This window comes from Nocardioides sp. Z35_8 (assembly GCF_059621125.1).
Genome location: NZ_JCAQIE010000001.1, coordinates 1,925,286 through 1,948,645 on the forward strand (window position 1 = coordinate 1,925,286; position 23,360 = coordinate 1,948,645).

The following is a 23,360-nucleotide window of genomic DNA, read 5'->3' on the forward strand; positions in this document are numbered from 1 at the left end:
GCGGTGGGCGGGCTCAGCCGCCGAAGACGGTGCCGCGCAGGTCGGCCGTGATCGCGTCGAGCCGGCCGACCGCGGCGATCCGGGCGGCGTCGACCCCGCCCTCGCCGGGGCCGTCGCCGACGGGTACGACGACCTCGAGGTAGCACTTCACCTTGGGCTCGGTGCCGCTCGGGCGCACGATGACCCGCCCGCCCTCGGCCAGCGTGTAGCGCATCCCGTCGGTGGGGGGCAGCCGGTCGGAGCCCTCGGAGAGGTCCTCGACCCGCTCCACGGCCAGGCCGCCGAGCGAGCGGGGCGGGGTGGCCCGCAGCCGCTGCATGGTCGCGGGGATCGCGGCGAGGTCGTCGAAGCGCACGGAGAGCTGGTCGGTGGCGTGCAGGCCGTGCACGCGCGAGATGTCGTCGAGGATGTCGGTGAGCGCCCGGCCGTCGGCCTTGGCCTGCGCCGCGAGCTCGCAGACCAGCACGAGCGCCGAGACGCCGTCCTTGTCCCTGACGTGCTCGGGGTCGCAGCAGTAGCCCAGCGCCTCCTCGTAGCCGAAGGCGAGCCCCTCGACCCGGCCGATCCACTTGAAGCCGGTGAGCGTCTCCTCGTGCGGCTGGCCGGCCGCGGCCGCCATCTTGCCGAGCAGGCTCGACGACACGATGGAGTTGGCGTAGGTGCCCCGCTGTCCGCGGGCGAGCAGGTGGTGCGCGAGCAGGGCGCCCACCTCGTCGCCGCGCAGCATCCGCCACCCGTGGGCGTCGGGGACGGCGACGGCGCAGCGGTCGGCGTCGGGGTCGTTGGCGACCACCAGGTCGGCCCCGTGCTTCCTGGCGAGGTCGAGGGCGAGGTCCATCGCGCCCGGCTCCTCGGGATTGGGGAACGCCACGGTCGGGAAGTCGGGGTCGGGGTGCTCCTGCTCCTCGACGACCTGGGGCGCGTCGAAGCCGGCCGTCTCCAGCACCTGCGCGACGGTCGCGCCGCCCACCCCGTGGAGCGGGGTGTAGACGATGCGCAGGTCGCGCGGACCGTCCTCGGCCAGGCCCGCGACGGTGTCGAGGTAGCGGTCGACGATCTGCTCGCCGACGAGGGTGCCGGCGTTGCCACGCGGCACGTCGGCCAGCGGGCCGACCGCGGCGATGCGGGCCGCGATCTCGCTGTCGGCGGGCGGGACGATCTGGCTGCCGTCGCCGAGGTAGACCTTGTAGCCGTTGTCCTCCGGCGGGTTGTGGCTGGCGGTGACCATCACGCCGGCCGCGCAGCCGAGCTCGCGGATCGCGAACGCGAGGAGCGGGGTGGGCAGGGGCCGCGGCATCACCAGCGCCTTGAACCCCGCGCCGGTCATCACCTCGGCGGTGTCGCGCGCGAAGACGGCGGAGTTGTGGCGGGCGTCGAAGCCGATGACGACCGATCCGCCGGCGTGGCCGGTGTCGCGGAGGTAGGCCGCCAGGCCGGCTGCCGCCCGGGTGACGACGACGCGGTTCATCCGGTTGGGGCCGGCGCCGAGCGCTCCCCGCAGGCCGGCGGTGCCGAACTCGAGGGTGCCCGCGAATCGGTCGGCCAGGTCGGTCTGCTCGCCCCGCCCGGCGGCGGCGAGGACGGCCTCGAGCTCGGCGCGGGTCTGCTCGTCGGGGTCCTCCGCGGCCCAGGCGCGGGCGCGGTCGAGCAGGTCGGGGTCGGTCTGGTGCGCGGTCATGGACGCACGCTATCCCCACCGGCTCGGCCCCGACGCTGCGGCGGTCGCCCGCTCGCGTGACGCAGGGGGCCGATGTCGGTGGGCGGTGCCACGATGCCTTCCATGATCGATCACCTGGGCATCAACTGCACCGACCTGGGGCGCGCGGCCGCGTTCTACGACCGGGTCCTGGGCGTGCTGGGGCACCGGCGCCTGATGGACGTCGGCGTCGCCATCGGCTACGGCACCGACACGCCGGACTTCTGGATCGGCACCTTCGAGGGCGTCGGCCCCAACCGGGAGGTCCACCTCGCCTTCACCGCCCCCGACGCCGCGACCGTGCGCGCCTGGCACGCCGAGGCGCTCGCCGCCGGTGCGGAGTCGCTGCACGAGCCGCGGCTGTGGCCGGAGTACCACGAGGGCTACTACGGCGCCTTCGTCCGCGACACCGAGGGCAACAACATCGAGGCCGTGTGCCACGGCGGCGACTCCTGACGGTTAGCGTGTGCGGGTGCCAGCCCGGGTCCGCTCCGTCAACGCCGGCAGCCCCGAGCCGGTCCCGGGGCTGAAGCGCCCCAGCGGCATCCACAAGCGCCCGGTCGAGGTCATCGAGGTCCGCGACCCCGGGCCCAAGCGCGGTGGCCTCGGCAGCGGGGTCGTCGGCGACGCGGTCATCAGCCGCAGGCACCACGGCGGCACCACCCAGGCCGTCTACGCCGTCGCCCGCGAGGAGCTCGACTGGTGGGGCGAGCACCTCGGCCGCGACCTGGCCGACGGCATGTTCGGCGAGAACCTCACGACGCTCGGCCTGGCGGTCGACACGGCCGAGGTGGGGGAGCGCTGGCAGGTCGGCGAGACCCTCCTGGAGGTCTGTGGCCCGCGCATCCCGTGCGCGACGTTCGCCAAGCACATGGCCGAGCGCGCGTGGGTGCGTCGCTTCGCCGAGCGCGGCCTGACGGGTGCCTATCTCGCGGTGCTCGAGCCCGGTGCGATCCGGGCGGGCGACCCGGTGGAGGTCGTGCACCGGCCGGGGCACGGGCTGACCCTGCCGATCTACTTCCGCGCGCTCATGGGCGACAGGCAGCTCGCCGCGGTCCTCCTCGAGGCCGAGGTGCTGCCGGCCGCCGAGCACGCCTGGCTGCTCGCCCGGAGGAGCTGAGGGCCCGGAGGAGCTGACCCCGGCTGAAGCGGGCTCGTCCCCGCTCAACACGTCGGATACGACGTGTCCAGCGGGGACGCGGCCCGATCAGCGGCGGTAGGTCGCCAGGTCGGCGCCCAGCTCGGTGAAGACCGCCTGGTTGAGCGCGAACGCGACGCTCACCTCGCCGACGACCGCGCGCTGCTCCTCGGCCGTGAGGTCGAGGGCGTCGAGGCGGGCGCGGTAGCGGTCCTTGTAGGGCTTGGGCTTCGCGATCGCGGGGAAGGCGTAGAACGCCGTGCCCCGACCCTCCAGCCCGAGCTCGCGGTCGAGGACGCGGCCGATGACCTGACCGCCGGAGAGGTCGCCGAGGTAGCGGGTGTAGTGGTGGGCCACGAACAGCGGCGCGCACGTACGGACCTCGTGCAGCCGGGCGACGTAGGCGTCGGTCGCGGGGCTGTGGAACTCCGCGGGCGCGGGCGCGCCGGCGGCCTGCGCCCAGAACGCGAGGTCCTCCTCGATCGCGGCGAGCCGGTCGAGCGCCGGGTCGACGACCGCGGCGACGGCGGGGTCGCCGGCGAGCTCGGTGCCGAGCGCCTCCAGCGTGCGGTAGACCTCGCGGAATCGGAGCAGGTAGTCACGCACGCCCAGCGCGTTGATGCGCGCCGAGGTGAGCTCGGCCATGAACGCCGAGCCCTCCGCCTCGGTGTGGGCCTCCTGGGAGCCGTCGCGCATCGCGATGGAGAGTGCAGCGGTGGCCGGAGCCGGGTCGAGCATCGTCATGACGTCCTCACTTCACTCGGAAGGTGCGGGTCACCTTCGCCTTGCCCACGGCGTCGTTGCCAGGGACCTTTGCCACCAGGGAGTACCTCCCGGCGGGGAGCTTGGGCAGCCTCGCGCGGACCGTGCCGGCCTTGATCCGCACCTTCAGCGACGCGACCCTCTTGCCCTTCGCGGTGCGGACGAGCACCGTCGCCCTGCCGGTGGCGAGCTCGCTGACCGTCACGACGGCGGTGCCGCGCTTGCCGGCCCGGGGCCTGCTGCCCCACGTGAGCGTCGCGATGCCCTTCGCCGGCCCCCCGAGCGTGCCCGGCTGCGGCACCGGGGTGGGCGTGGGAGTCGGGACGGGCGCCGGGACGGGCGCCGGGGCCGGTGCGGTGACCGTGACCGTCGTCGTCGCGGTGCCGGCCTCGTGGTTGCGGTCGCCGGCGTAGGTCGCGGTGAGCGTGTGCGGACCGACGGCGAGCCCGCCGACGGCCAGCTCAGCCGTGCCGCCGACGATGTCGGCGGAGCCCAGGGCGGTGGCTCCCTCGGCGAGGCTCACCACACCCGTCGCGGCGGCGGGCAGCGCCACCGAGACGGACACCGGCTCGGGCGCGGTGGCACCCTGCGCCCGCACGGTCATCGCCGGGACGGCCCTGGCGACCGTCGTGGTCGTGGTGGTGGCGGCGCCGGCGGTGGCGGGGTCTCCCGAGTACGTCACCGACAGGTGCCTGGCGCCGGCCCCGGGCCTGCGCAGCCGGAGGACCGCGGCGCCGGAGTCGAGGCTGGCACGTCCCAGGACGGCCTCCCCCTCGCGGAGGGTGACCGTGCCGCTCCCCGACCCGGTCACGTCGACGGTGACGAGCTGGTCGTCGCCGAAGACGACGGCCGGCGCGTCGACCTCGACCGTGGCAGCGGAGTCGGCGAACCTGATCGGCGTGAAGGTCTCGTAGAGCGCCTGCGTCGCGCCGGAGCCCGGGTAGGTGTAGATGCCGTAGTTGCCCGAGGTCGCGGCGGCGTCCATCGCTGCCTTGTCCACGACCAGCGTCGCGGTGAAGCTGCCGTCGGGGTCGAGCACGACCGCCGACGAGGCCTGGCTGCCGAGCGCCGCGACGTCCTCGGCGCGCACGGCCCACCTGAGGCCCGCGCCACCCTGGTTCACCCGCGCCGTGGACGGTGCGCCCGCCGAGGGACGCCACACGTCGGCGTAGCGGCCGAAGGCGATGTAGGCGCCGCCGGGCTTGCCGGCGAGCGGCGGACGGGTGCCGGTGGCGAGGGCCGGGTCGAAGCCCGTGCCCTCGACCGTCACTTCCTGCTCACCGGTCGGGAGCAGCGTCGTGCGGGTCACGGTGACCCGGGGCGCCCACGCGACGGACAGCGGGGTGGCAACCTTGCGTGCGTCGACGCTGCCGCCGCTGGAGTACCAGTACGACGCCGTCCCGACCGCTTCTTGGAAGTCGATGAACGACTGCGGGAAGGAGCCGGCCGTCGTCGGGTCGGCCGTCGACTGCGGGGTGCTGCCGGGCGCCGTGTCGACGGTGACGCCGAGGTAGTCGGGCGTGACGGTGAGCCCGCTGGTCGTGAGGTCGACGCCGGTGAGGTCGGCGAGGGTGACCTCGGTCGCGGGGAGGGCGCTCCACTGCGACTGGTCGCCCATCTGCGAGCCGTACCCGCTGAGCGTGGCGGTCAGGGTGCCGTTGCCGTCGGTGACGCTCAGCTCGGGGTCGGACACGTGGAAGAAGGACATGCCGGAGTAGTAGACGACCGTGAAGTCGCCGTCCCACGAGATGGTGCCGGTGTCCGTCGCCGGGTCGACCGTGCCGGTCCCGTTGGCGAAGGAGACCACGTTCTCCGACAGGGTGGCGCCGGCGTTGACGGTCTGGCCCGCCGCGTTGGTCCTGGTGCCCTGCCAGGTGGTGGGGGCGTAGCTGCCGTCGGCCTGCTTGTCCTCGATGGTGACGTTGCCCTCGCTGGCCGACCACCCGGCCGGCCTGCCGTTGGTCCAGGTGGCGCCCCGGTCGGAGACCGTGAGGGTCTGGGAGCCGGCGCCGGGGTCGTGCAGCCTGCCCGCGGAGAACAGGTTCCAGGTGCCCGGCGCGAAGGCGCCTCCGGTGCTCTCCTGGTTGAGGTCCCAGCGGAGCTCAGCGTGGTCGATGGTCGTGGTCGCCGCCTGCGCCGGCGCGGGGCTCGCGAGGACCGCGATCCCCCCGGCGAGGAGCGCCAGGCTTGCGATGCTGCCCACGGAGCGGCGGGTGCCGCTGTGCGCGTGCTTCATTTCTTTCCTTCCACAGGGTTGCTGACCAGGGTGGTGCTGATCAGGGTGGTTGCGAGCGCTCCGAGGAGCAGCACGCAGCCGAGCAGCCACAGGGTGTGGGTCTCGGTCTCGCCGGCCGCGGCTGCGGCCGGCATCGGGGGGTCGGAGGTGGTGGCCGGGACCTGCAGCGGCTGGACGGCCAGTGGCGTGCCGCCCACCCCCGCGGCAGCGGCGCCGGAGGCGTCCGGGTCGGCCGCGCCGGGATCGGCGCCGGCCAGCCCGTCGGGGTCCGGCGCCGTCATGTCGCCCGGGCGGGCCGTGGGCGTCGCGAGCGGGGGAGTCGTGGGGCTCGTGGTGGGGTTGGCAGTGGGCGTCTTCGTCGGTCCTTGGCCCGATCCCTGGCCCGGTCCCTGCCCTGATCCCTTGGTCGGGCCCTTGGTCGGGCCCGTGGTGGGCGAGGTGTCCGAGCTCTTCGTGGGCGCGGCCGTCGGGGTGGGCGTGGGGGTCGCGACGGGCGCGCCCGCCCAGCTCACCGTGAGGGGGAGGGCCGGCTTGAAGGCGTCGGTGGCGCCACCGGTGGAGTACCAGTAGCCGGCCGTGCCCGCCCTCGCGAGGAAGTCGAGGAAGCTGCTGGGGAAGGCTCCCTTCCAGGGCCCGCCCACCTGGGTCGCCTGATCGGCGGGTGCCTGCCAGGCGACGCCGAGGTAGGCCGGCGTGCTGGCGAAGCCGTCGGAGGCGGCGAGGTCGACCTCGGCACGCGGCAGGTCCGCCAGCACGACCCGGGTGGGCGGCAGCGGGGTCCACTGCGACTGGTCGTCCATGTCGGAGGCGTGGCCGCCGAGGGTCGCCGTCAGCTGGGCCCGCTCGGGGGTCACCTCGAGGGTCGGGTCGGTGACGGTGAAGTAGCTGAGCCCTGAGTAGAAGACCACCGAGAAGGACCCCGTCCACGAGATGGTGGCGGATCCGGCGGCGGGGTCGACCGTGCCGGCGCCCGCGTCGAGCACCACCTGGTGGTTGCTGAACCGGCCGCTGGTCGGGCTGGGGATGGCCGTGCCCTGCGGGGTCGTGGTGAGCCCGGCCCACGTGGCAGCGGCGTACGAGCCGTCGGCCTGCTGCTTCTCGATCCGCACGTTGCCGTCGGCCGCCTTCCAGGCGCTCGGCGGCAGGGTCGTGCCGCCGCGGCCCGGGTCGGGCACGACGCCCGCGGACAGGAAGTTGTGGCTCTGGGGGGCGAAGGCCCGGTTGTTGGCCTCGTTGGAGAGGCCCCACCGCAGCTGCGCGCCGGTGACGGCGAACGGCTCGCCGCCCGCCGGGGCCGCTCCCCGGGCCGGCTCGACGGCCGGGGAGAAGGGGGCGACCGCGAGCAGCAGCACGGCGAGGGTCGTCAGCGCGGTGGCGGCCAGCGCGACGACCCCGGTCCGGGCGGTCGTACGACCGCGAGCGGCGGCGCTCATGCCACGGCCTCGGCCGAGACCGGGCGCCGGAGGCGGCGACGCAACCGCAGGCGCAGGACGAGCAGGACGAGGGAGCCGGTGAGAGCGAGTCCCGCGAGCGCGACGAACGCCGTCGCGGCCACGTCGCCGTCGTCGTCGGCGACCGGGGCGGCGTCGGCCGACCCGCCAGGGGCCGCCGCCCGCACCGGGAACCGCTCGCGCGGTCGCGCCCCGGATGCCGCGCCGACGAGCCGCAGCTCGTGGGTGCCCCCGGCGATGTCCACGGGCAGGGACATCACGCCGGCCACGTCCCCGGCCGCTCCCGCCACCAGGGGACCGAGGGCCACCACGCCGTCGTCGAGGAGGGCGAGCACCTGCTCGCCGGGCTCGAAGCCGCGCCCGGTGAAGGCGAGCGCCCGGCCGGCCTGCGCCGTCTGCCGTTCGGTGAGGACCGTCGGGCGACCGCGCCGCGCGTCGTCGCGACCGGGCGACCCGGCCCCTCCGGCCGCTCGCAGGGACGGTTCGGCCCCGGTCCCGGTCGTCCCGCCGTCGCCGGCGCTCACGGCCTCGTCGGACCGCTCCGGCGTCGGCTGCGTCTGCGTCTGGGTCGGCGCCGCGTCGTCGGCCCGGGCCGCGCCGAAGCGGATCGGGGTGAAGGTCTCGTTGCGGGCGTTCTTCAGCCCGTGGGCGCCGAAGGTGATCACCCCGCAGGTGACCGCGCGGCAGTCGACGTCGACCAGGTCGCCGTCGCGGTCGACGGCCCGGAACGTCGGCCCGGGCACGGTGAGGGAGACGGTGAACGCGCCGGCCCGGGTCATCACCGCCTGCGCCTCGCCGGTGGTGGAGCTGCCGGGGAAGGAGACGAAGCGGAGGTAGCCGGCGTTGTCCCCGCTCTCGGAGTCGGGGACGTAGCGGTAGTCGCGGCCCGTCACCCCGCCGCGCGAGGGCCGCCACCCGCCGCCCGCCGGGTCGCGGACCCAGCCGAACGCGACGTAGACGCCGCCGAAGCCGCCCGTCACCGCCTGGAACCCCGACCCGCGGACCGTGAAGGTCGTCGCCCGGCCGTCGTCGGCCAGCGCCGTCCCGCGGTCGTTGCTGATGCCGATCCGCGCCTCGGCGTGCGCCGGGCTGGCGGTGACGAGCACGCCACCGAGGGCGAGGACGCCGCTCGCGAGGGCCGCGGCGTGTCGGGTGGTGCGGCGGTGGGTCAGCACGGGTCCTCCTGGGACAACGGGTCGTCGAGGGCAGGGGCGGGCCTGCGGTCGGCGAGGACGATCGGGTCGCCGGTGCGCGGGTGGGCCACCACCTCGATCCGGTGGCGGTAGACGCGGGTGAGCAGCGCCGGGTCGAGTACCTCGCGGGGGGTGCCGACGGCCGCCACGCGGCCGTCCTCCAGCAGCACCATCCGGTCGGCGTGGGCGGCCGCGAGCGTCAGGTCGTGGAGCACGACCAGGACGGCGGCCCCAGCAGCGGCACGCCGGCGGGCGGTGGCGAGCAGGGTCTCCTGGTGCCCGATGTCGAGCGCGGCGGTCGGCTCGTCGAGCATCAGGATCCCCGTCTGCTGCGCGAGCACGCGGGCGAAGGAGGCGCGGCCCTTCTCGCCGCCGGAGAGCGATCCGAAGGAGCGGACGGCGAGGTGCTCGACCTCGGTGGTCTGCATCGCGGCGGCGACCTCGAGGTCGTCGAGGTCCTCCTCGGGGTGGCCGCGCCACGGCGCGCGGCCCATCTCGACGACCTCGCGCACGGGGAACGGGAAGGACACGCGCTGCTCCTGCGTGAGCACGGCGCGCTCCCGGGCGAGTGCCTGGAGACGCCACTGCCGCACCGGGCGGCCGTGCACCGTGACGGCGCCGCGCTCCGGCTCGAGGTCCCCGGCGACGACCGCGAGCAGGGTGGACTTGCCGGTGCCGTTGGGCCCGACGAGGGCGAGCACCTCGCCGGCGTGGAGGTCGAGGTCGACGTCGTCGAGGACGCGGCGGGTGCCGAAGGACGTCGTCACACCTCGCACGGACGCGACGGCGGTGCCCACTTCGGCGGTGGTGTGTCGCGCGGCGGTCATGCCCACCCGCCCGACGTACGACGGGTGCGCCACAGGAGCCAGAAGAAGAACGGGCCGCCGACGAGGGAGGTGAGCATGCCGAGCGGGAGGTCGGAGTAGGCGACCAGCGTGCGCGCCGCGAGGTCGGCCACGACGAGGACCAGGCTGCCCGCGAGCACGCAGGCCGGCAGGACCAGGCGGTGGCCGGGCCCGGTCACCATCCGCACGAGGTGGGGCACGACGAGCCCGACGAACCCCACGATCCCGCAGAACGACACGGCGGCGGCGGTGAGCAGCGCGACGACGACGATCAGGCCGATGCGCAGGCCCTCCACGTGGACGCCGAGGTGGCGGGCCGGGCGTTCGCCGAGGGCCAGCAGGTCGAGGCTGCGCGCGCTGAGCAGCGCCAGGGCGATGCCGAGGACCGTGAGCGGGGCGACGACGGCGACGTAGGGCCACCGGCTGCCGTTGAGGCTGCCGAGCTGCCAGAAGACGATCTGCTCACGGGCCTGGGTGTCGCCGAGGAACATCAGCATCGCCAGCAGCGCGCCCGCCACGGCGTTGACCGCGATGCCGGTGAGAACGAGCGTCACCACCTCGGTACGACCGCCGGAGCGGGCGAGCGCGTAGACGACCAGAGTGGTGAGCAGGCCTCCGGCGAAGGCGGCGACGGCGACGGTCCAGTCGCCGGCGAAGGTGAGCCCGAAGACGATGACCGTCGCCGCGGCGACGGCGGCGCCGGACGAGACGCCCACGATGCTGGGCTCGGCGAGCGGGTTGCCGAAGACGCCCTGCATCAGGGCTCCGGCGACCGCGAGCGCGGCACCGACCAGGGCCGCCATCGCCACCCGCGGGAAGCGCACGCTCCACAGGGTGTCGTCACCGCGGGGATGGGTGGGCAGCGGCAGCCGGTCGATGCCGAGGCGGTGCAGCAGCGACCCCGCCACCTCGTCGGCGGGGACGGCCAGCTGTCCCGATCCCGCGGAGACGACCAGGGCGGCGACGAGTGCGGCACCGAGGAGGGCGAAGAACGCCGCGAGCGCGAGCGGGCGCGCCCCGCGGACCCGCGGTCGAGGGTGCGGCTGGGGGCCTGGATGCACGGCCGGGGCGGGCCGCAGGACGGGGGCCGTCACAGGGAGTCCGGGGCGTAGAGGGCGATCGCGAGCGCGTTGAGGACGTCGGCGGTGCGCGGCCCGTAGCTGAGGACCTGGTCGTCGTCCATGGCCACGATGCGCTCGTTGTCGCCGGCCGGCGTCTGGGCGAGGGCGGGGAACCGCTCGAGCAGCCCGTCGACGCCACCGACCGAGTCGAGGCCCTTGCTCATCATGAGCACCACGTCCGGCTGGGCGGCGACGAGGCCCTCGTCGGTCAGCGGTCGCATGCCCGTCCAGCCGATCTCGGCGCTGACGTCGTAGCCCCCGACCGCCTCGACGAGCGAGTCGGCGCCCGAGTCCTGGCCGAACATGTAGTAGACGCCCGAGCTGCCGCGGACGTAGAGGAAGACGGTGCGCAGCCGGTCGGTGATCCTCGCCGGAGCGAGGCGGGCGATGGCCTCCCTGGTCGCCTCCGCCTCGGCGGTGATGCGCTCGCCGAGACGCCGGCCTTCGCGGGGCACGCCGAGCGCGTCCGCCACCTGGCTGCTCAGCGGCGCGAGGTTGTCGAGCCCGCGGTGGGAGTCGGTGACCACGACGGGGATGCCGGCGTCGCGGAGCTGGAGCACCACGTCCCAGGGGCCGAGAGAGGTGTCGGTGAGCACGACCGTGGGGTCGAGGGCGAGGATCGCCTCGGCGTTGAGCTCGTGGCCGTTGCCCGTCACCAGCGGGCGGTCGGCGATCGCGGTGAACTGCGAGGACGTGTCACGACCGACCACCCGCTCGCCCAGTCCGAGCTCGAAGACCGTCCGGGCGAGGGTGCCGTGGACGTCGAGCGCGAGGATCCGCGACACGTCGGTCACGGTGACGTCCGTGCCCTGCGCGTCGGTGACGGTGACCGGCAGGCGCGGCGTCGGGTCGTCGGCGACCGGGGCGACGTCGGCGTCGGGCAGCGCGATGTCGACCACCCCCGTCCAGGATCGCGGGTCGGCCAGCGGCTCGACGTCGGAGACCGACGGGATCGCGGTCGGGGTGGCCGGCGCCGAGGCGCTCGGCGAGGCGACGGGGGCGCAGGCGCCGAGCAGCAGCGCGGCGGCGACCGCGGTGACGGTCGAGGTGATGGTCGAGGTGACTGCGCGGCGGGCGGGCGTCGTTCCCGAGCGCCGACCACCGCCTCGGGGAACGGGGGAGTGGGACATGTCTACCTTTGGTTAGCCTTGCCTAAGTAAGCGGAGCCTAACCTAACCTTGTTTCCACCGACCATCGGCCCACGGCTGCGTGTCCCGCTCCTTCCGGATGACGGCGCGACCGCGCGCGACCGCTCGCCGCACAGGTCCGACCGCTGGTCCCGGAGCGAGTGGCGCGCCCCCGCGATCGATGCGCACAGTGACGGTGGTCACACCACGGCGACCACTCACTCTCGGGAGCATCATGGACACGACACGAAGGACCCCATGCCTGCTGCGCGCGGGCGCGGTCGGCATCTCGCTGGCCGTCGCCGCCGCACTGGCAGCACCACCGGTCGGCGCGGCCGACGACGGCTCGACCCAGCCCCGCGCCGGCACCGTCACCCTCACCGAAGGCACCAACATCGCCGCGGCGATCGCCCCCGACGGCTCGGTGGTGATGGACCTGCACGGCATCCTCCACCGCGTCCCCGCGGGCGGAGGCACGACCCGGCGGCTCACGACCGTCGCCGACGAGGCGGCACGTCCCGACGTCGGCCCCGACGGCCGCATCGTCTTCCAGGCCTACCGCGACGGGGGCTACCACATCTGGACCATCCGACCCGACGGCAGCGACCTCACCCGACTGACCAGCGGCGGATTCGACGACCGCGAGCCCCGCTGGTCGCCCGACGGGGCGCACGTCGCCTTCTCCTCCGACCGCGGCGGCAGCTACGACATCTGGAGCCTCGAGGTCGCCACGGGCGCGCTCACGCAGTGGACCGACGCCCCGGGGCAGGAGTTCACGCCCTCTTGGTCGCCGGACGGCACCCGGGTGGTCCACGTCGCCGACAACCAGGTGGTGGCCACCGACCGCAGCGGCGCGTCGACGGTGCTGGTCGCCCGCCCGGCGCAGGGCGTCACCCTCAACGTCCCGGCGATGGCGCCGGACGGCCAGCGCGTCGCCTACGTCGAGCAGCAGGGCACGCGCGCCGACCTCATGGTCGACGGCCGACCGGTCACCCAGGGCCAGGACGTCTTCCTCTTCACCCCGGAGTGGACCGGGCCCGACGGCCTCCTCTACACCGCCGACGGCGGCATCCGCACCGTCGTCGCGTCGACCGGGGCCACCACCTCGATCCGCTTCCGCGCCGACGTCCGGCTGACCGGCCGCACCTACCCGAAGAAGCAGCACGACTTCGACTCCCGGGCGCCGCGGCGCCTCTCCGGGGTGCTCACCCCCCAGCTCTCGCCCGACGGGAAGCGGGTGCTCTTCGTCGCCCTCAACGACCTGTGGGTGATGCGGATCGGCGGCGCCCCGCGGCGCCTGACGCGTGACTCCTACCAGGAGGTCAACCCGGTCTGGTCGCGCGACGGCCGCCGGATCGCCTACAGCTCCGACAAGGCCGGCACCCAGGACGTCTACGTCCGCGACCTGCGCGCGGGCACGCAGCGCCGGGTCACGGCCCTGCCCTCCGCCGAGGTCTCGGCGTCGTTCTCCCCGGACGGCAGGTCGATGGCGTTCCAGGACGAGACGGGCGCGACGTACGTCCTCGACCTCGCGAGCGGTGACGTGCGCGAGCTGGTGACGCCGCTGTTCGGGCCCGGCCGGCCCACGTGGTCGGCCGACTCGCGGACGCTGGCGTTCGCCGCCGTCCGGCCCTACTCCCAGCGGTTCCGCGAGGGCGTGAGCCAGATCCTCGTCGTCGACGTCGCGACCGGTGCGCAGCGCTACGTCGAGCCGGGCGAGCGGCACGCGTCGCTGTCCACCCGCGGCGACGACGGGCCGGTCTGGTCGCCCGACGGCGCGCGGATCGCGTTCGTGATGGGCTCGCAGCTGCACGTGATGGCCGTCGACGCGACCGGCACCCCGACCGGGGCGCCGCGGCGGGTCAACCGCGAGGTCGCCGACGCGCCGTCGTGGAGCGGCGACTCGCGCCGGCTGCTCTACCTCTCCCAGGGCCGGCTGCGCCTCGCCGACGCCCGCACCGGCAGGGCGCGCACCGTGGAGGTGCCGCTGCGCTACCGCCCGAAGGTCCGGACCGGGCGCCAGGTCGTCCACGCGGGCCGCTTCTGGGACGGCAGGTCCCGGTCGCTGCGCCGCAACGTCGACATCACCATCGTCGACAACCGGATCCGCAGCATCACCCCGCACCGCCCGCACCGCTCGGGCCGCGTGGTCGACGCCTCCGGGCTGACCGTCATGCCGGGGCTGATGGACTCCCACGTCCACCAGGCCTACGAGTCCCGCTTCTTCGGCGACCGGCAGGGCCGGGTCAGCCTCGCGTGGGGCATCACCTCGACCCTGTCGGTGGGCGACCAGGTCTATCGCGCGATGGAGGACCGCGACTCGCTGCGCGCCGGCGCCCGGATCGGGCCGCGCTTCTACGCCACCGGCGAGCCGGTCGACGGGGCCCGGGTCTACTACAACTTCATGCGGCCCACCACGACCGACGCAGAGGTGCGCCGCGAGCTGACCCGGGCGCGGCAGCTGGACTACGACTTCGTGAAGTCCTACGTCCGGCTCCAGGCGACCCGGATGGCGATGGTCGTCTCGGCCGCCCACGCGCTCGGCGTGCCGTCGTCCTCGCACTACCTCACGCCGGGCGCGATGGTCGGCCAGGACGGCACGACGCACCTCGCTGCGACCCAGCGGCTGGGCTATGCGCACACGCTCACGCCGACGGGCCACAGCTACGCCGACGTCCCGGCGCTCTACGGCCGCGGCAACCGCACGGTGACCACCACCTTGTTCACCACCGACTTCCTCACCGCCGGGGAGCTCGAGGGTGACCCCCGGCTGCGGCTGCTGCCGCCGTGGAAGCGGGAGGCGCTGCTGGCGGCGACCGCCGACAACGCCGCCGAGCCGACGGACCCCGACTGCGCCTCCGCCGAGTGCATGGAGGTGCAGACCCTGCTGCGCATCCACCGCGCCGGCGGCCAGGTGCTCGTCGGCACCGACAGCCCGATCGACAACGTCGCGATCGGGGTGCACGCCAACCTGCAGGAGATGGTCGGCTACGGGTGGACGCCGTACGCCGCGCTGCGGGCGGCGATCGTCACGCCCGCGCGCTACCTCGGGGTCAGCGACGACGTCGGCACGCTCGAGCCGGGCAAGGTGGCCGACCTGATCGCCGTGCAGGGCAACCCGCTGCGCGACGTCGAGGCCGCGTCCCGGGTGCGGATGACGATGGTGGGGGGACAGCGCCACACCCCGCGCCAGCTGCTCAAGCCGTTCCGCAGGGTGCGGGCCTCCGAGCGCGGCGACGCGCTGCCCGGGCCGCGTCCCGCCACGTCGGTGCGCAGCCGGGTGCCCGCCTCCGCGGGCAGCAGGTTCTGGTGGCACGACCCCGACGTCGTCGCCGAGCAGTACGCGCACGCCTGCGACGCCTACGAGGCGCTGGCGCACCAGGGCCGGCACGACCACTGAGGACACGAGCGGCCGCGGACCCGCCGGGGTCCGCGGCCACTCGCCGGTGGTCGGGGCGCTCAGCCCAGGGCGGCCACCGCGGCGTCGTAGTCGGGCTCGTCGCCGACCGCGTCGGTGAGCTGGGTGTGGAGCACCGTGCCGTCGGTGTCGATGACGACCACCGCGCGGGCGAAGAGCTGGTCCCAGCCGCCGCCGTCGATCGCGATGCCGTAGTCCTGGCCGAAGGAGGAGCGGAAGGCCGAGCCGACCAGGACGTCCTCGATGCCCTCGGCGCCGCAGAAGCGGGCCTGGGCGAAGGGCAGGTCGCGCGAGACGCAGACCACCGCGGTGTTGTCGAGGCCGGCCGCGAGCTCGTTGAACCGCTTCACGCTCGCCTGGCAGACGCCGGTGTCGATGCTCGGGAAGATGTTGAGCACCACCCGCTTGCCGGCCACGTCGGCGTCGGTGAGCGGCTGGAACGAGGAGTCGACCAGGTCGAAGCCGGGAGCCTTCGTCCCCACGGCGGGGAGCTCGCCGACGGTGCTGATGGTGTTGGGGCCAAGTTGTGTGGTTGCCATGACGCCAACCTACTGGCCACCAGACCTAGAGTGCCCGCATGGCCACCGCGCGCACCGCCGACCGGAGCGACACCATCATCGAGGTGCTCCGTGACGCGTTCGCCCCGCTGATGCGCGCCGACCCGAAGGCCTTCCGCGCGAAGTACCGCACGATGGCCCGCGACCCGCACGCGTTCTACCGCGGCAGCGCCTGCCTGTTCTACCGCGACGTGACGGCCGAGGAGGACGACTGGGCCGGGCACGGCGCGGATCGCATCTGGATCCACGGCGACCTCCACGTGGAGAACTTCGGCACCTACCTCGACTCCTCGGGCCGGCTGGTCTTCGACGTCAACGACTTCGACGAGGCCTACCTCGGCAGGTTCACCTGGGACCTGCAGCGCTTCGCGGCGAGCCTGGCCCTCCTCGGCTGGCAGAAGGCGCTGCCGGAGGACGCGATCCGCAAGCTGGTGTCCCGCTACGCACGCAGCTACCTCGCGCAGGTCGACCACTACGTCGCCTCCGACGACGACCACGACTTCGCCATCCGCCTCGACAACGCCGAGGGACCGATCCTCGACGCGTTGACGCTCGCGCGGGAGGTGCGGCGCGCCGACCTCCTCGACGACCTCACGGTGGTGGAGCGCGGCACCCGTCGCTTCGTCGAGGACGCGAGCACGAGACGGCTGCCGCGCGAGGAGCGGACGAAGGTCCTGGCCGCGTTCCGCGCCTACCTCGACACGATCCCGGAGTCCAAGCGCTTCGACCGGGACCTGTTCTACGAGCTGCGTGATGTCGTCGGCAAGACCGGCTTCGGCATCGGCAGTGCCGGGCTGCCGGCGTACAACGTGCTCGTGGAGGGCTACAGCCAGGCGCTCGACAACGACGTGGTGCTGAGCATGAAGCAGGCCAACGTGCCGGCGGTGAGCCGTTTCGTCGACACCGGCGACGTCGACGCCTACTTCGAGCACGAGGGCCACCGCACCGCCGTGAGCCAGCGGGCGCTGCAGGTGCACACCGACCCGCTCCTCGGGCACACCAGCATCGACGGCGTCGGCTACGTGGTCTCGGAGGTCTCGCCCTACGAGGTCGACCTCGACTGGAGCCGGATCAACGAGCCCGCCGAGATGCGGTCGGTGGTGGACCTGCTCGGTCGGGCGAGCGCCAAGATCCACTGCGCCTCCGACGAGGACAGCGAGCAGGACCTCGTGGACTTCCAGGTCGAGACCGCGATCGCCGCCGCGCTGGAGGGTCGCCGCAACGACTTCGTGACCTGGCTGGGCGACTGGGGCATCGCCTACGCCGAGCGCGTGCGGGCCGACCACGCGCTGTTCGTCGACGCCTTCCGCGAGGGCCGGGTCGGGATCGCGTCGACGTGACCCGGGCCCGGCCGCGCGGGCGACGCGCTCAGGCGTCGACGGTGGACATGTCGCCGTAGCGGTCGCCGGTGACGGCGTCGCGCGGCACGGCCTGCTCCAGCGCGGCCAGGTCGTCGGCGGTGAGGTCGACGTCGAGGGCGCCGACGTTCTCCTCGAGGTAGCGCACCCGCTTGGTGCCGGGGATCGGCGCGACGCCGAGGCCGTCGTCGCCCTGGGCGAGCACCCAGGCGAGCGCGAGCTGTCCGGGGGTGCACCCCTTGGTGGCGGCGATCTCCCGGACCTCATCGACGAGGGCCAGGTTGGCGTCGAGGGCGTCGCCGCTGAAGCGCGGGAAGCGGCCGGTCGCGCGGGAGTCGTCGGCCGCCAGCGACTCACGGGTCACGGCGCCGGTCAGGATGCCGCGCCCGAGGGGGGAGTAGGGGACCAGGCCGATGCCGAGCTCGCGCAGGGTCGGGATGACCTCGTCCTCGAGGCCGCGCGTGAACAGCGAGTACTCCGACTGCAGCGCGGTGATCGGGTGCGTCGCGTGGGCGCGCCGGATCGTCTCGGCGGAGGCCTCGGAGAGGCCGAGGTGGCGGACCTTCCCGGCCTCGACCAGCTCCTGCATCGCGCCGACGGTCTCCTCGATGGGCACCGACCGGTCGACCCGGTGCTGGTAGTAGAGGTCGATGTGGTCGACGCCGAGCCGCTCGAGGGAGGCGTCGCACGCGCGGCGGACGTAGTCGGGCGAGCCGTTGATGCCGACCCAGGAGCCGTCGGGGTTGCGCTCGTTGCCGAACTTGGTGGCGAGCTGCACCTCGTCGCGCCGGCCGTCGATGGCCCGGCCGACCAGCCGCTCGTTGGTGAACGGGCCGTACATGTCGGCGGTGTCGAGGAAGGTCACGCCGAGGTCGAGGGCGCGGTGGATCGTGTCGATGCCCGACTGCTCGTCGGGGGTGCCGTAGAACTCCGACATCCCCATGCAGCCCAGGCCGAGCGCCGAGACGGTGAGGGTGCCGATCTGTCGTGTCTGGATGGTCATGGCCACCACCCTTCGCCTTCGAGTGCGCTCCAGGTCAAGGGGTCGGCGCGACCTGGTGCTCGTAGAGGGCGATCTTGTGGTCGATGGCGCGGAGGTGGGAGGTCACCTCGGCGAGCTCGCGCTCGACGACGTCGCGGTGGGCGAGCAGGAGTCCGAGCCGTTCGGCCTCGGTGCCGTCGCCCGCACGCACCAGGGCGGCGTAGCGGCGCACGTCACGGATGGGCATGCCGGTGGCCCGCAGCCGGGTGACCATCTCGATCCACCGCAGGTCCTCCTCGGCGTAGCGGCGGTGACCCGACGGGGCCCGCTCGACCGCGTGCAGCAGGAGCCCGTCGCGCTCGTAGTAGCGCAGGGTGTGGGCGGTCAGCCCGCTCCGTGCGGCCGCCTCGGCGATGCTCAGGCCGGTCATCGGACCAGTGTGAGACCTGGAGCGTGCTCGAAGTCAAGCCCCGCGGGTCAGTCGCCGAGCGCGGGCCGGACCGCCTCCGCGGTGGCGTAGGGCCCGCCGACGTACTCGGCCTCCGCGTCGTCGTGCGGCCCGGGCTCGACGCGCCCGGCGTGGGCCTCGGCGTCGTCCTGCGGCTCGTAGCCCAGCCGGCGACCGGGCTCGAGGTCCCACCACGCGCGGGTGTTGGCGCTGATGCCGTAGAGCACCGCGTAGCCCGGCGCGGGCGTGGTGAGCGCGGCCTCGACCATGCGCACGCAGTCGCCGTGCGAGAGCCAGGTCGACAGGCTGCGCACGCTCGTCGGCTCCTCCAGGAACGAGCCGATGCGGCACGCCACGACGTCGAGGCCGTGGCGGTCGGAGAAGAGCTGCAGCGCCTCCGCCGCCACCTTCGCGACGCCGTAGTAGGTGTCGGCCCGCGGCAGGGCCTGCACGGACAGCTCGCCGTCGGCACGCGGCGTCCGGCCCACGGCGTGGTTGGAGGAGGCGTAGACCACGCGGGGCACGTCGTGGCCGACCATCGCGTCGAGCAGGGCCGCGGTGGTGACGACGTGGGACGTCAGCTCGTCGGGCAGCGACGCCTCCCGGGGGATGCCCGCGAGGTGCACGACCGCGTCGAGCGGCTGCGCGGCGAACGCCGCCTCGACGGCGTCCGCGTCGGCGCAGTCGGCCTCGTGCCAGGCGAACGGGGTGCCGTCGGGCGCGGGCACCAGGTCGAGGCCGACGACGTCGTGCCCGAGGTCGACGAGCCCGGCCGTGACGACCCGACCGATGCTGCCGGCCGCGCCGGTGACCAGGACGCGCACCCCGACCTCAGATCCTGGTGACGACCTGGCTGAGCAGGCCGCCCATCCGGCTGGCCGCGGACCGTCCGGCCTCGAGGACCTCCTCGTGGTTGAGCGGCTCGCCGCTCAGGCCCGCGGCGAGGTTGGTGACCAGGCTGATGCCCAGCACCTCCATGCCCGCCTCGCGGGCCGCGATCGCCTCGAGCGTGGTGCTCATGCCGACGAGGTGCCCGCCCATGATGCCGGCCATGCGCACCTCGGCGGGGGTCTCGTAGTGGGGGCCGGGGAACTGCACGTAGACGCCCTCGTCGAGCGTGGGGTCGACCTCACGGCACATCGCGCGCAGGCGGGGGCTGTAGAGGTCGGTGAGGTCGATGAAGTTGGCGCCCACGACGGGGCTGGTGCCCGTCAGGTTGATGTGGTCGGAGATCAGCACCGGCTGGCCGGGCTGCCACCCCTCCTTGAGGCCGCCGCACCCGTTGGTGAGGACGATGGCCGAGCAGCCGGCCGCGGCCGCCGTACGCACCGGGTGGACGACCGCTGCGACGCCCTTGCCCTCGTAGAAGTGGGTGCGGGAGAGGAAGACGAGCAGGTTCTTCTCGCCGCTGCGGATGGAGCGGATCTTGCCGCTGTGCCCGGCGACCGCGGCGGCGCTGAAGCCGGGTAGGTCGGTGGTGTCGATCTCGGCGGTGGCGTCGCCGAGGGCGTCGACGGCCGGGAGCCAGCCGGAGCCCAGGACCAGGGCGATGTCGTGGCGCTCGACGCCGGTCAGCTCGGCGAGCCTGGCGGCGGCCTCGGCGGCGGTCTCGTAGGGCGTGGGGGCGACGTCTGCATGGCTCACGTCGCGAACTCTAGACGGACCGGTGCCCGAGCCCGGCCCCGGCGTTCAGAGGCCGGTGGAGCGGCAGGCGCGCCGGCGCAGCGCGGCGACGTAGTCCTCGGGAGCACCCGCGGCCTCGGCCGCGTCGGCGAGGACGCCGAGGTAGGACGCCGACGGCAGGCCGCCCTCGTAGGCGTCGAGGACGTAGGCCCACACCACCAGCTCGCCGGTGAGGGTCTGCACCCGCACCTTGGTCTTGCGGTAGAGGCCGGTGTCGGCGGACTCCCAGCCGTCGAGCGCGCGCTCGTCCTCCGGCGTGACGTCGTAGACCGCCACGAACACCTGCTCGAAGGGGTCCTGCACGATCGTCGACAGGGCGCCGTCCCAGCCGTGCTCCTCGCCGCCGAACGTCAGCCGCCAGCCCGTGAGCCAGCCCGTGGAGTGCAGGATCGAGTGGGGGCAGCGCTCCCCCATGCGGGCGGGATCGAGGTTGGTCCCGTAGGCGGCGTACAGGGTCACGGGCCACACGATATCCAGCCACCACCTCGGGTGTTCCCTCTGCGCGGAGGACAACTAGGCTGGTCGGGTGACCGACACCCACTTCGACACCCTCGTCCTCGGCGCCGGCCCCGGTGGCTACGTCGCCGCGATCCGCGCAGCCCAGCTCGGCCAGAAGGTGGCCGTGGTGGAGGAGAAGTACTGGGGAGGTGTCTGCCTCAACGTCGGGTGCATCCCGTCCAAGGCCCTGCTGAAGAACGCCGAGCTGGCGCACACGCTCCAGCACGAGAAGGCCAAGTACGGCATCGAGGGCGACGCCACCATGGCGTTCGGCCCCACCCACAAGCGCAGCCGCGACGTGAGCGCCGGCATCGTCAAGGGCGTCCACTTCCTGATGAAGAAGAACAAGATCACCGAGATCGACGGCTGGGGCACCCTGACCAGCGCGACCGGCATCGACGTCAAGGACAAGGACGGCCAGACCACCGGCTACACCTTCGACAACCTGATCCTCGCCACCGGCGCCACGGTGCGCCTCGTGCCCGGCGTCGAGCTCAGCGACAACGTCGTGACCTACGAGGAGCAGATCCTCACCGACCAGCTGCCGGGCTCGATCGTCATCGGCGGCTCCGGCGCGATCGGCGTGGAGTTCGCCTACGTGATGGCCAACTTCGGTGTCGACGTGACGATCGTGGAGTTCCTCGACCGGATGGTCCCCACCGAGGACGCCGACGTGTCCAAGGAGCTGCTCAAGCACTACAAGAAGCTCGGCGTGAAGGTGCTGACCTCCACCGCGGTGAAGAAGGTCGAGGACACCGGCTCGGGCGTCAAGGTCACCATCGCGCCCGCGGCGGGCGGTGACGAGCAGGTGCTCGAGGCCGACAAGTTCCTCGCGGCCTTCGGCTTCGCCCCGCGCGTGAAGGGCTTCGGCCTCGAGAACGTCGGCGTCGCCGTCTCCGAGCGCGGGGCCATCGAGATCGACGACTACTGCCGCACCAACGTCGACAACGTCTACGCCATCGGCGACTGCACCGGCAAGCTGATGCTCGCCCACGTCGCCGAGGCGATGGGCATCGTGGCCGCCGAGACGATCAACGGCGCCGAGACGATGCCGGTCGAGTACGACTTCGTGCCCCGCGCGACCTACTGCATGCCGCAGATCGCGTCGTTCGGCTACACCGAGGCCCAGGCCACGGAGAAGGGCTACGACGTCAAGACCGCGACGTTCCCCTTCACCGCCAACGGCAAGGCGATGGGCCTCGGCGAGGCGTTCGGCTTCGTGAAGGTCGTCGCCGACGCCGAGCACAACGAGATCATCGGCACCCACATGATCGGCCCCGACGTCACCGAGCTGCTGCCCGTGATGACCCTGGCCCAGAAGTGGGACCTGACCGCCGACGAGGTGGCCCGCAACGTCTTCGCTCACCCGACTCTGGGCGAGGCCGTCAAGGAGGCCGTCCACGGCATCGCCGGTCACATGATCAACCTCTGAGGCCTGCTGCATGAGTGATCACATCGTCATCATCGGCGGCGGCCCCGGCGGCTACGAGGCCGCCCACGTCGCCGCCCAGCTCGGGGCCGAGGTCACCGTCGTCGACACCGACGGCGTCGGCGGCTCCGCGGTCCTCACCGACTGCGTGCCGAGCAAGACGCTCATCGCCACCGCCGAGCTGATGACCGACATGTCGACGGCGCAGGAGCTCGGGGTCAACTTCCACGACCTCCAGGGCGACGCGGCCACGACGATCAACGTCGACCTGGCCCGGGTCAACGCCCGCGTCAAGCAGCTCGCGGCCGACCAGTCGAGCGACATCGCGGCCCGGCTCGACCGCGACGGCGTACGCGTGCTGACCGGCCGCGGCCGCCTCGGCCCCGACCTGACGGTGGTCGCCACGACCGCCGACGGCGAGGAGACGCTGCAGGCCGACGCCGTCATCGTCGCGACGGGCGCCGCGCCGCGCACGCTGCCCAGCGCGCAGCCCGACGGCGAGCGGATCCTCACCTGGGAGCAGGTCTACGACCTCACCGAGGTGCCCGAGAAGCTCATCGTGGTCGGCTCGGGCGTCACCGGCGCGGAGTTCGCCAGCGCCTACCTCTCGCTCGGCATCGACGTGACGCTGGTCAGCAGCCGCGACCGGGTGCTGCCCGGCGAGGACGCCGACGCCTCGGCCGTGCTGGAGGACGTGCTCACCCGACGCGGGATGAACGTGCTCGGCCGCTCGCGCATGCAGTCGGTCACCCGCGACGGCGACGAGGTCACCGTGACGCTCACCGACGGTCGCACGGTCTCCGGCAGCCACTGCATCCTCGCCCTCGGCTCGGTGCCCAACACCGCCGACCTCGGGCTCGAGGAGGCCGGAGTGGCCGTCGACGAGGGCGGCTTCATCACCGTCGACCGGGTCTCGCGCACCTCGGCGCGCGGCATCTACGCCGCGGGCGACTGCACGGGCGTGCTGATGCTCGCGTCGGTGGCGGCGATGCAGGGCCGCATCGCGATGTGGCACTTCCTCGGCGACGCCGTCGCGCCCCTCGACCTCAAGAAGGTCTCCTCCAACGTGTTCACCTCCCCGGAGATCGCCACCGTCGGCTGGTCGCAGCACGCCGTCGACGCCGGCGAGATCGCCGCCGAGGTCGTCACCCTGCCGCTGGCCGGCAACGCCCGCGCCAAGATGCAGGGCGTGCGCGACGGCTTCGTCAAGCTCTTCTGCCGGCCCGGCACCGGCATCGTCGTCGGGGGAGTCGTGGTCGGTCCCCGCGCGTCCGAGCTCATCCACCCCGTGTCGGTCGCGGTCGCGGAGTCGCTCACGGCCGACCAGCTCGCCCACGCGTTCACGGTCTACCCGTCGATGAGCGGCTCGATCGCCGAGGCCGCCCGCCGGCTGCACCACGTCTGAGTCCCCGCGCCCC

20 protein-coding genes are annotated in these 23,360 nt (G+C 73.8%); 6 read left to right on the plus strand and 14 right to left on the minus strand.

Annotated features, from left to right (window positions below):
- Positions 1 to 13: 13 nt before the first annotated feature.
- Positions 14 to 1,678 carry a phospho-sugar mutase gene (locus AC54T2_RS09270; RefSeq protein WP_186341367.1) on the minus strand — a complete coding sequence of 555 codons (1,665 nt, stop codon included), beginning with the start codon at positions 1,676 to 1,678 and terminating at the stop codon, positions 14 to 16.
- A 102-nt stretch (positions 1,679 to 1,780) separates the two neighbouring features.
- Here AC54T2_RS09270 and AC54T2_RS09275 point away from each other — a divergent pair, with 102 nt between their 5' ends.
- Positions 1,781 to 2,152, plus strand: a complete 372-nt coding sequence (locus AC54T2_RS09275) for a VOC family protein (RefSeq protein WP_496666019.1) — start codon at positions 1,781 to 1,783, stop codon at positions 2,150 to 2,152.
- A gap of 16 nt (positions 2,153 to 2,168) precedes the next feature.
- The gene (locus AC54T2_RS09280) at positions 2,169 to 2,816 is read left to right on the plus strand and encodes an MOSC domain-containing protein (protein ID WP_489975945.1); all 648 of its coding nucleotides are present in this window, start codon (positions 2,169 to 2,171) and stop codon (positions 2,814 to 2,816) included.
- A gap of 87 nt (positions 2,817 to 2,903) precedes the next feature.
- On the opposite strand, the gene AC54T2_RS09285 is transcribed toward AC54T2_RS09280, so the two are convergent.
- From AC54T2_RS09285 to AC54T2_RS09315, 7 genes are read right to left on the minus strand one after another with little or no spacing between them, the layout of a single operon-like run.
- On the minus strand, positions 2,904 to 3,578 hold the full coding sequence (locus AC54T2_RS09285; protein WP_496666020.1) for a biliverdin-producing heme oxygenase: 675 nt from the start codon (positions 3,576 to 3,578) through the stop codon (positions 2,904 to 2,906).
- 7 nt (positions 3,579 to 3,585) lie between these two features.
- Entirely contained in the window at positions 3,586 to 5,832 is a 2,247-nt protein-coding gene (locus tag AC54T2_RS09290) for an Ig-like domain repeat protein (RefSeq protein ID WP_496666021.1), read from the minus strand.
- Positions 5,829 to 7,265: a hypothetical protein gene (locus AC54T2_RS09295; protein WP_496666022.1), complete on the minus strand. Its 1,437-nt coding sequence runs from the start codon at positions 7,263 to 7,265 to the stop codon at positions 5,829 to 5,831. Before AC54T2_RS09295 ends, AC54T2_RS09290 begins: the two co-directional genes overlap by 4 nt.
- The gene (locus AC54T2_RS09300) at positions 7,262 to 8,458 is read right to left on the minus strand and encodes a hypothetical protein (protein ID WP_496666023.1); all 1,197 of its coding nucleotides are present in this window, start codon (positions 8,456 to 8,458) and stop codon (positions 7,262 to 7,264) included. The genes AC54T2_RS09295 and AC54T2_RS09300 overlap by 4 nt, the downstream gene beginning before the upstream one ends.
- Positions 8,452 to 9,303 carry a heme ABC transporter ATP-binding protein gene (locus AC54T2_RS09305; RefSeq protein WP_186341373.1) on the minus strand — a complete coding sequence of 284 codons (852 nt, stop codon included), beginning with the start codon at positions 9,301 to 9,303 and terminating at the stop codon, positions 8,452 to 8,454. Before AC54T2_RS09305 ends, AC54T2_RS09300 begins: the two co-directional genes overlap by 7 nt.
- The gene (locus AC54T2_RS09310; protein ID WP_496666024.1) at positions 9,300 to 10,382 is read right to left on the minus strand and encodes a FecCD family ABC transporter permease; all 1,083 of its coding nucleotides are present in this window, start codon (positions 10,380 to 10,382) and stop codon (positions 9,300 to 9,302) included. Before AC54T2_RS09310 ends, AC54T2_RS09305 begins: the two co-directional genes overlap by 4 nt.
- Before the next feature lie 29 nt (positions 10,383 to 10,411).
- Positions 10,412 to 11,572 (minus strand): heme/hemin ABC transporter substrate-binding protein, encoded by a 1,161-nt coding sequence (locus AC54T2_RS09315; protein ID WP_496666025.1) that lies wholly within the window; start codon positions 11,570 to 11,572, stop codon positions 10,412 to 10,414.
- 232 nt (positions 11,573 to 11,804) lie between these two features.
- On the opposite strand from AC54T2_RS09315, the gene AC54T2_RS09320 reads away from it, so the two are divergent.
- Positions 11,805 to 14,969: an LpqB family beta-propeller domain-containing protein gene (locus AC54T2_RS09320; protein WP_496666026.1), complete on the plus strand. Its 3,165-nt coding sequence runs from the start codon at positions 11,805 to 11,807 to the stop codon at positions 14,967 to 14,969.
- Between the two features lie 59 nt (positions 14,970 to 15,028).
- Here the strand turns inward: AC54T2_RS09320 and tpx are convergent, their stop codons facing one another.
- Positions 15,029 to 15,526: a thiol peroxidase gene (tpx, locus tag AC54T2_RS09325; protein WP_186341376.1), complete on the minus strand. Its 498-nt coding sequence runs from the start codon at positions 15,524 to 15,526 to the stop codon at positions 15,029 to 15,031.
- Between the two features lie 38 nt (positions 15,527 to 15,564).
- On the opposite strand from tpx, the gene AC54T2_RS09330 reads away from it, so the two are divergent.
- Positions 15,565 to 16,884, plus strand: coding sequence for a DUF2252 domain-containing protein (locus tag AC54T2_RS09330; RefSeq protein ID WP_496666027.1), 1,320 nt, complete (start codon positions 15,565 to 15,567; stop codon positions 16,882 to 16,884).
- Positions 16,885 to 16,912: 28 nt separating this feature from the next.
- On the opposite strand, the gene AC54T2_RS09335 is transcribed toward AC54T2_RS09330, so the two are convergent.
- The 5 genes from AC54T2_RS09335 to AC54T2_RS09355 are packed head-to-tail and all read right to left on the minus strand — an operon-like array spanning position 16,913 to position 20,474.
- Positions 16,913 to 17,905 carry an aldo/keto reductase gene (locus AC54T2_RS09335; protein ID WP_496666028.1) on the minus strand — a complete coding sequence of 331 codons (993 nt, stop codon included), beginning with the start codon at positions 17,903 to 17,905 and terminating at the stop codon, positions 16,913 to 16,915.
- A 34-nt stretch (positions 17,906 to 17,939) separates the two neighbouring features.
- Positions 17,940 to 18,314, minus strand: a complete 375-nt coding sequence (locus AC54T2_RS09340) for a MerR family transcriptional regulator (RefSeq protein WP_496666029.1) — start codon at positions 18,312 to 18,314, stop codon at positions 17,940 to 17,942.
- A gap of 47 nt (positions 18,315 to 18,361) precedes the next feature.
- Positions 18,362 to 19,156: an NAD-dependent epimerase/dehydratase family protein gene (locus tag AC54T2_RS09345; protein WP_496666030.1), complete on the minus strand. Its 795-nt coding sequence runs from the start codon at positions 19,154 to 19,156 to the stop codon at positions 18,362 to 18,364.
- Between the two features lie 7 nt (positions 19,157 to 19,163).
- A complete protein-coding gene (locus AC54T2_RS09350) occupies positions 19,164 to 19,976 on the minus strand; it encodes a purine-nucleoside phosphorylase (RefSeq protein WP_489975956.1) in 813 nt (270 codons plus the stop codon).
- 45 nt (positions 19,977 to 20,021) lie between these two features.
- Positions 20,022 to 20,474, minus strand: a complete 453-nt coding sequence (locus AC54T2_RS09355; protein WP_186341381.1) for a gamma-glutamylcyclotransferase — start codon at positions 20,472 to 20,474, stop codon at positions 20,022 to 20,024.
- Positions 20,475 to 20,541: 67 nt separating this feature from the next.
- On the opposite strand from AC54T2_RS09355, the gene lpdA reads away from it, so the two are divergent.
- Together lpdA and AC54T2_RS09365 are read left to right on the plus strand one after the other, a co-directional pair.
- Positions 20,542 to 21,945, plus strand: coding sequence for a dihydrolipoyl dehydrogenase (gene lpdA, locus AC54T2_RS09360; RefSeq protein WP_186341382.1), 1,404 nt, complete (start codon positions 20,542 to 20,544; stop codon positions 21,943 to 21,945).
- A gap of 10 nt (positions 21,946 to 21,955) precedes the next feature.
- On the plus strand, positions 21,956 to 23,347 hold the full coding sequence (locus tag AC54T2_RS09365) for an NAD(P)H-quinone dehydrogenase (RefSeq protein WP_489975957.1): 1,392 nt from the start codon (positions 21,956 to 21,958) through the stop codon (positions 23,345 to 23,347).
- The last annotated feature ends 13 nt before the right edge of the window (positions 23,348 to 23,360 follow it).